The organism is Pseudoalteromonas sp. Isolate6 (genome assembly GCF_022398435.1).
Lineage (GTDB): Bacteria > Pseudomonadota > Gammaproteobacteria > Enterobacterales > Alteromonadaceae > Pseudoalteromonas > Pseudoalteromonas galatheae.
The window spans coordinates 1-5,662 of the sequence record NZ_JAKEVK010000259.1; the positions used below are offsets into that span (position 1 = coordinate 1).

Consider the following 5,662-nt stretch of genomic DNA (forward strand, 5'->3'; position numbering starts at 1 on the left):
ACGTAAACAAACGTAAATAATGGGAGTGTAAGTTAGTACCTAGGCCCAGAGGTTAGTACACACAGAATGCCCCAAAAGAAGCCAAAATACGGCTCCTTTTGCGAACTCCTAAAAAATTAGAATCAATCGAAGGTAAGGTCTACAAGCAGTCAGCGTGAGGGTAAGTTGTGAGTTCACCTAAATGCACTTGATAACTATTGCCGGTAATAGCTGTGGTACCGTAATGCCCGGCATCAGAACCAATAGTAAACGCCTCAGAAGCTGGGATCCCTGCTTTGATAAAGGCTTCAGCATCTGTTTTGGCATTGCCATAAGCACGAACGACTTCAATACCCTGCGCTTTTAAGCGATTAATTTCCGCAGTTTTATATTCTGCCGTTTTAAACAGGCTGGTTTCATTGCTAAGTGATGTGCGTAAAAAGCCTTGTGGTAAACCCATCCAACTCAACCAACCGCGCGTCCCTTTAGCATACCAATACACTCTGGCTGTTAAGAATACGGGTTGATAGCCCAAATCAAGATAGTGACGAACTAAATCATAAGCGCCATCTTTGGGGTCGGCATGATCTATTCCTGTATAGTCGCCAATTTGCTCGGCATCAGATTCGGTTAGCGTGCCGTCGATATCAAACAGGACCGCTTGAGTACCTGGCTCAACGACTGTGACATAACCTTGTGCACCAGTGCCATCAGCTGGCACGCCTGCGTATACACGATACTGACCTGCCGGCAGTTCAGGCAAGGTGATAAACGCCTTACCATCGCCATTGGTTGTTTGCTCACCAAGATACTGCCAATTTGTGTCCGACTCAGAACGGTAGTAAAACTCCACCGACTCGAATTCCAAGTCTTTATGGGTGATGCTACCGTAGTCAAATTTAGCAGTGATCTGAGTGACAGCTCCAGCAGCGGTTACTTGATCATGCACCATATGGTAACTTGGTAGCCAAGATAAGTATTTGTTAAACGAGCTAGAAAAGCTACGCTTGACCATATTTGGTGCTGCATACTGGGTTTCTAATGCGGTAATACTTGGGCAAGTAGGGGTTGCCAGCGAAGAAAAAGAAGCGAATAACGCTGCTGTTAAAATAGAATGTCTCATGCACGACTCCGTGTTTATTATTTTCAATAGCGAATACGTCACCTAAACATAAAAATACGCATGTTCAGGCAACAAGGGACAAGGCGCAACGAACTGGCCTTGTCATAAAACGCTAGAGCATAAACTCAGAATGTGTCAAATTTGTTAATCAAAGAGTTATTATTTAACATTCCATAAATTATCTACCATTTTTTGAGTGCTTACCTCCATACAGCCTTGGCGATTAACCCCGGACCATAGGGGGCTAAAATCGCCGCTTCCTCGCTTTTCAGCTACGGCGCGTAATGGTGTCAAAGCGGCTGATGCATATGGGAAAGTAGGTACATCTTCATTAATGAAATTCAGCTCTATCATTAACCGATTTTCAATCCCACGTGCAGGGCGACCAGAAAACACATTGGTTACGGCGGACGGCTCAGCCAGTGATTTGAGTGCCTCTCGATGTACCTGAGAAGTGTTAGCTTCATCACATAGTAAGAAACAAGTGCCTATTTGCGTTCCACATGCACCCAGTTCATGCATCATAGTGACATCATGATGAGAAGCAATACCACCTGCAGCCACTACAGGTACGGATAACGCATCAGCGAGGATCGTTACCAATTGACGAGTATGCAGCTGAGACTCAAGTTTTGTCTCGGTGAAGGTTGCTCTATGCCCACCCGCTTCAATCCCTTGTGCTATCACGATGTCAGCACCATTTTCAGCTAACCATATCCCCTCTTCCAAGGTCGTTGCTGAAGATAAAATAGTCGTCCCCCACGATTTTACCAACTCGACCAATTCGGCATCAGGAAGACCAAAATGAAAACTGATCACGGGAGGTTTATAAGGGGCAATGGCCTCGGCCATTTCCCTATCAAATGGGCGTCTTAAGACTCCCATATCATCGCTAGGTGTTAACTCCAGCTCATCGTAATATGGAGCCAGCTTTTTCTTCCAATTACCTTGTTGATAAGGGTCAAGTTCCGGCATTTTATGGCAAAAAAAGTTAAGGTTATATGAGCCTGAAGCATGTACTTTGAAATGTTCAATTTCTGCAACAACCTGCTCTTTACTTAACATACCGCAAGGGATTGAACCGAGTATTCCGGCATTTGTTGCTGCGGCCGCTAAGCGCCAATTTTGCACGCCTGCCATCGGCGCTTGGATCATAGGTATAGAAATATTAAGTAATTCGGTGAGCTGCATCACAAGGTCCTTGTTTTAGGCAAAACGACATAAAGCCGAAGGTGTTTTCCAGTGTGAGGAATAAGCGCTTAACGGTCAATGATTGTGCGTTTAATAAAGCAAACTTTCTCTTGCCAAAACAACCATGTTTGAAATAGTGTTTTTATAACAATACAAGGACGCCATGATGAATATTTCTCTAAGAGCCATTGATAAACACAACTACGAAGCCATTTGCGATTTAGATGTCAGCCCTGGACAGCAAGATTTGGTAGCCTGCAACATGTTTTCCATCGTGGAATCAAAATTTAATGATGGCTATACCACACGCGCAATTTATCACGATGATGAAGCTGTTGGGATGCTAATGTGGGTACAAGAGAGTATAGAACGTATTTCCATTTGGCGCTTTATGGTTGATCAACAATTTCAGCAACAAGGAATTGGGCGTAAAGCACTCACCCTCGCACTCGAAGAAATCAAGCAGACACGAAACCTTACCACCATAGAAATCTGTTATATACCGAGCAACCCCGTTGCAAAATCGTTTTACGCGAGCTTTGGCTTTGAAGAAGTTGGAATCGATAAAGAGGATGGTGAGATGCTAGCGGTGATCAAACTTCCTTTATAACAAGTTGTAATCTTCGGTAATTTGCGCAAATGGAAACGTAGGTTACACTTACTGACAATGTAAGTTAAGCTGCTCAAAGGAATCCGAATTAACATGCATGAGCATACAAAGCGCATTTGTGATTTTCTTACCGAAATCAATCTACCTTTTCGGTTTAAAGACGTAGAAACTGACTCCTTCTTACCCGGTTTAAAAACAGTGAATGGCACCCTATACATTGATAATGAAAAGCTGCTTTACCCGGGGGATATTCTGCATGAAGCCGGACATATTGCAGTTTGTGAGCCTATTTTTCGCCCTCAGCTTAATGGTGATGTGTACAAAAATGGCCTCAAAAATGGGCGCGAAAAACAGGCAATGCATGGTGAAGAAATAGCAGCGACGGCTTGGTCAGTTGCTGCTACTAGCTATCTCAACTTGCCCATTGAAGTTGTATTCCATGAAAAAGCCTACAAAAATGCCAGAGAGTCATTGATTGACGCCTTTAATACTGGTGGCCTTTTTGGTCAACCCCTGCTTACCGCTTGGGATATGACTTGTCCAAGAGAAGGCTTCCCCAAGATGCAAAAATGGATAAGAACGCATCGCTGGATCAATGAATTAAGTTAGCTCATTCCCCATTTAAACCTTAAGCAGCCTAGCAGCTCGAAATAAAAAAGCCCGACTACAAAGTCGAGCTTGGGGAGGCGTGGCGCTTTGGATTGCCACTTGCTTACTGATTAAATTCTTTCTCAGACAGTTTGCCGTCTCCGTCGCTGTCTAGCTTATCAAAGATTGAAGCAAGAGATTCTGACAGTGACGCTTCGCTTTTAGAGATAAAGCCATCTTTGTCTAAATCAAAATCGTTAAATTCTGCTGCCATTGCTGAGCCGGCAAAAAGTACTGTGGCGGCTGTAATTGCTGTTGCTAACTTTTTCATTGTGACCTCCTAGCCTTTAAAGTTAGAGAATTCAGAAGCGCTTAGCTGACCATTTTTGTCTGCATCTAGCTTCTCGAACTGACCAAGTAGTGTTGATGATACTGATGCTTCTTGCTGGCTGATCTGCCCGTCTTTGTCCTTGTCTACATCTTGAAATGACAAGGTTGCTGCCAGTGCCATCGTACTCACCAATACACCTATGGTCGTTGCACATACCGTTCTAAGTTTCATAGCCATTCTCCTCACTATGCCCGTCTCTCATTGCGGCTCTAGTCGCAAATTAACCTTTAAAGTTAGAGAACTCAGTTTCGTTTAGTTCTCCGTCAGCGTTTACATCTAAGTCTTTAAACTGCTCGATAAGCGCTGTATTTACTTTTGCTTCGCTCATGCTAATAGCACCATTGCCATCTGTGTCATAGCTTGCGAAATCTTCACCAGCAATAGTATTTGCTGAAGCCAATGTTAGACCTGTGATTGATAGTGCGATAAGTACATTTTTCATCATTCTGCTCCTAAAATTTCCTAAATATGATTTGCTTTTGGGCGGCTTGATTAGCCTTGGTAATTTGCGAATTCAGACTCGCTTAACTCACCGTCGGCATTGCTGTCTAGTTGCGTAAATTGCTCTGCAAGCGACTGATTTACTTTTGCCTCAGTCATGCTGATGGTGCCGTTACCGTCAGTATCATATTTAGTGAAATCTTCACCAGCTAATGCAGAAGCTGAAGCGAATGTTAAACCTGCAATTGAAAGTGCTGCTAATACGTTTTTCATGATAGTCCAATCCTTCTGTCGTGTTCGTTATGGCGTCAAAGGCAGTGGGCGCTAAGCCCACCTAGCGATTAACCTTCGTAGTTCGCGTACTCAGATTTGCTTAGCTCGCCATCGGCGTTCGTGTCTAAGTCTGCAAACTGTTCAGTTAACGAAGTGCTTACGCTTGCTTCAGTAACGCTGATTGAACCGTTGCCATCAGTATCTAGTTTCTCGAAATCGCCACCAGCAAATGCTGATGCTGAAACCATTGATAACCCTGCGATTGATAGTGCTGCTAGTACATTTTTCATAATCTAACCCTTCAATTGTGTCATTTTGTTCTGATGAGCTAGGCATGCGGCCCAGCTCCTTAACTCATTACTCGATCCAGTGCCAAATTAGCCTTCGTAATTTGCGTATTCAGACTTGCTTAGCTCGCCGTCGGCATTAACGTCTAAGTCCGCGAATTGCTCACTCAATGACGCGCTTACGCTCGCTTCAGTTACACTGATTGAGCCGTTGCCATCAGTATCCAATTTTGCGAAGTCATCACCAGCAAGTGCTGATGCTGAAACCATTGATAAACCTGCGATTGATAGTGCTGCTAGTACGTTTTTCATAATCTTTTCCTTAACTTGGGGTATATTTAAAAATCTGCTATTACGTTATCGGCTCGTTATTAGCCTTCAAAGTTATCAAACTCAGACTGGCTTAATTGGCCGTCTTGGTCGGCGTCAAGGTCTTTAAACTGCGCCATTAAATTTGGATTCGCTTTTGATTCGCCTAATGAGATGTAGCCATCTCCATCAACATCGTATTTATCAAACTCAGAGTCTGCGTGAGCACCTACTGATGCGAAAGAAAGTACAGCTGCTGATAGTGCGATTGCTAAAGTTTTCATAATCAGTTCCTCTCATATAACTTGTCGTTTCTGCTTCTCTGCGTTGGTTTGCGTTGAAGCGAATGTTTTTTGCTTTCGAGATAACTATTCCAACTTTGATGCCAAAGTTTAAAAGAATATAAAAATCAACAAGTTAAAAACCAAAGTGGATTTTTATTAAGGATGGATTCAGTGAGATTGTTGCCA

11 protein-coding genes are annotated in these 5,662 nt (G+C 43.3%); 2 read left to right on the forward strand and 9 right to left on the reverse strand.

Annotation, left to right across the window (positions count from 1 at the left end; all coding sequences use genetic code 11):
* Window positions 1-139: 139 nt before the first annotated feature.
* Window positions 140-1,102 (reverse strand): phosphatidylinositol transfer protein, encoded by a 963-nt coding sequence (locus L1D50_RS21080; protein WP_138523997.1) that lies wholly within the window; start codon window positions 1,100-1,102, stop codon window positions 140-142.
* 159 nt (window positions 1,103-1,261) lie between these two features.
* Window positions 1,262-2,293: a nitronate monooxygenase gene (locus L1D50_RS21085; protein WP_138523995.1), complete on the reverse strand. Its 1,032-nt coding sequence runs from the start codon at window positions 2,291-2,293 to the stop codon at window positions 1,262-1,264.
* 166 nt (window positions 2,294-2,459) lie between these two features.
* On the opposite strand from L1D50_RS21085, the gene L1D50_RS21090 reads away from it, so the two are divergent.
* Together L1D50_RS21090 and L1D50_RS21095 are read left to right on the forward strand one after the other, a co-directional pair.
* Window positions 2,460-2,903 (forward strand): GNAT family N-acetyltransferase, encoded by a 444-nt coding sequence (locus tag L1D50_RS21090; RefSeq protein WP_239966745.1) that lies wholly within the window; start codon window positions 2,460-2,462, stop codon window positions 2,901-2,903.
* A gap of 93 nt (window positions 2,904-2,996) precedes the next feature.
* Window positions 2,997-3,512, forward strand: coding sequence for a hypothetical protein (locus tag L1D50_RS21095; protein WP_128726085.1), 516 nt, complete (start codon window positions 2,997-2,999; stop codon window positions 3,510-3,512).
* Window positions 3,513-3,615: 103 nt separating this feature from the next.
* Here L1D50_RS21095 and L1D50_RS21100 read toward each other — a convergent pair whose 3' ends face one another.
* From L1D50_RS21100 to L1D50_RS21130, 7 genes are all read right to left on the reverse strand, one after another.
* On the reverse strand, window positions 3,616-3,822 hold the full coding sequence (locus tag L1D50_RS21100) for an EF-hand domain-containing protein (RefSeq protein WP_010375685.1): 207 nt from the start codon (window positions 3,820-3,822) through the stop codon (window positions 3,616-3,618).
* 9 nt (window positions 3,823-3,831) lie between these two features.
* The gene (locus L1D50_RS21105; RefSeq protein WP_010375684.1) at window positions 3,832-4,053 is read right to left on the reverse strand and encodes a crotonobetainyl-CoA--carnitine CoA-transferase; all 222 of its coding nucleotides are present in this window, start codon (window positions 4,051-4,053) and stop codon (window positions 3,832-3,834) included.
* A 49-nt stretch (window positions 4,054-4,102) separates the two neighbouring features.
* Entirely contained in the window at window positions 4,103-4,324 is a 222-nt protein-coding gene (locus L1D50_RS21110; RefSeq protein ID WP_010375683.1) for an EF-hand domain-containing protein, read from the reverse strand.
* A 50-nt stretch (window positions 4,325-4,374) separates the two neighbouring features.
* Window positions 4,375-4,596 carry a calmodulin gene (locus L1D50_RS21115; protein WP_017218753.1) on the reverse strand — a complete coding sequence of 74 codons (222 nt, stop codon included), beginning with the start codon at window positions 4,594-4,596 and terminating at the stop codon, window positions 4,375-4,377.
* A 68-nt stretch (window positions 4,597-4,664) separates the two neighbouring features.
* Entirely contained in the window at window positions 4,665-4,886 is a 222-nt protein-coding gene (locus tag L1D50_RS21120; protein ID WP_010375681.1) for an EF-hand domain-containing protein, read from the reverse strand.
* Window positions 4,887-4,973: 87 nt separating this feature from the next.
* On the reverse strand, window positions 4,974-5,195 hold the full coding sequence (locus tag L1D50_RS21125; protein WP_128726087.1) for an EF-hand domain-containing protein: 222 nt from the start codon (window positions 5,193-5,195) through the stop codon (window positions 4,974-4,976).
* A gap of 59 nt (window positions 5,196-5,254) precedes the next feature.
* On the reverse strand, window positions 5,255-5,476 hold the full coding sequence (locus tag L1D50_RS21130) for a calmodulin (RefSeq protein ID WP_017218756.1): 222 nt from the start codon (window positions 5,474-5,476) through the stop codon (window positions 5,255-5,257).
* Window positions 5,477-5,662 lie beyond the last annotated feature (186 nt).

What these genes read in the sequence shown, in the direction of transcription:
- L1D50_RS21085 (WP_138523995.1), bottom strand. Translation starts at nt 2,293, where the DNA reads ATGCAGCTCACCGAATTACTTAATATTTCTATACCTATGATCCAAGCG.
- L1D50_RS21120 (WP_010375681.1), bottom strand. Translation starts at nt 4,886, where the DNA reads ATGAAAAATGTACTAGCAGCACTATCAATCGCAGGGTTATCAATGGTT.
- L1D50_RS21130 (WP_017218756.1), bottom strand. Translation starts at nt 5,476, where the DNA reads ATGAAAACTTTAGCAATCGCACTATCAGCAGCTGTACTTTCTTTCGCA.
- L1D50_RS21125 (WP_128726087.1), bottom strand. Translation starts at nt 5,195, where the DNA reads ATGAAAAACGTACTAGCAGCACTATCAATCGCAGGTTTATCAATGGTT.
- L1D50_RS21105 (WP_010375684.1), bottom strand. Translation starts at nt 4,053, where the DNA reads ATGAAACTTAGAACGGTATGTGCAACGACCATAGGTGTATTGGTGAGT.
- L1D50_RS21095 (WP_128726085.1), top strand. Translation starts at nt 2,997, where the DNA reads ATGCATGAGCATACAAAGCGCATTTGTGATTTTCTTACCGAAATCAAT.
- L1D50_RS21110 (WP_010375683.1), bottom strand. Translation starts at nt 4,324, where the DNA reads ATGAAAAATGTACTTATCGCACTATCAATCACAGGTCTAACATTGGCT.
- L1D50_RS21090 (WP_239966745.1), top strand. Translation starts at nt 2,460, where the DNA reads ATGAATATTTCTCTAAGAGCCATTGATAAACACAACTACGAAGCCATT.
- L1D50_RS21080 (WP_138523997.1), bottom strand. Translation starts at nt 1,102, where the DNA reads ATGAGACATTCTATTTTAACAGCAGCGTTATTCGCTTCTTTTTCTTCG.
- L1D50_RS21115 (WP_017218753.1), bottom strand. Translation starts at nt 4,596, where the DNA reads ATGAAAAACGTATTAGCAGCACTTTCAATTGCAGGTTTAACATTCGCT.
- L1D50_RS21100 (WP_010375685.1), bottom strand. Translation starts at nt 3,822, where the DNA reads ATGAAAAAGTTAGCAACAGCAATTACAGCCGCCACAGTACTTTTTGCC.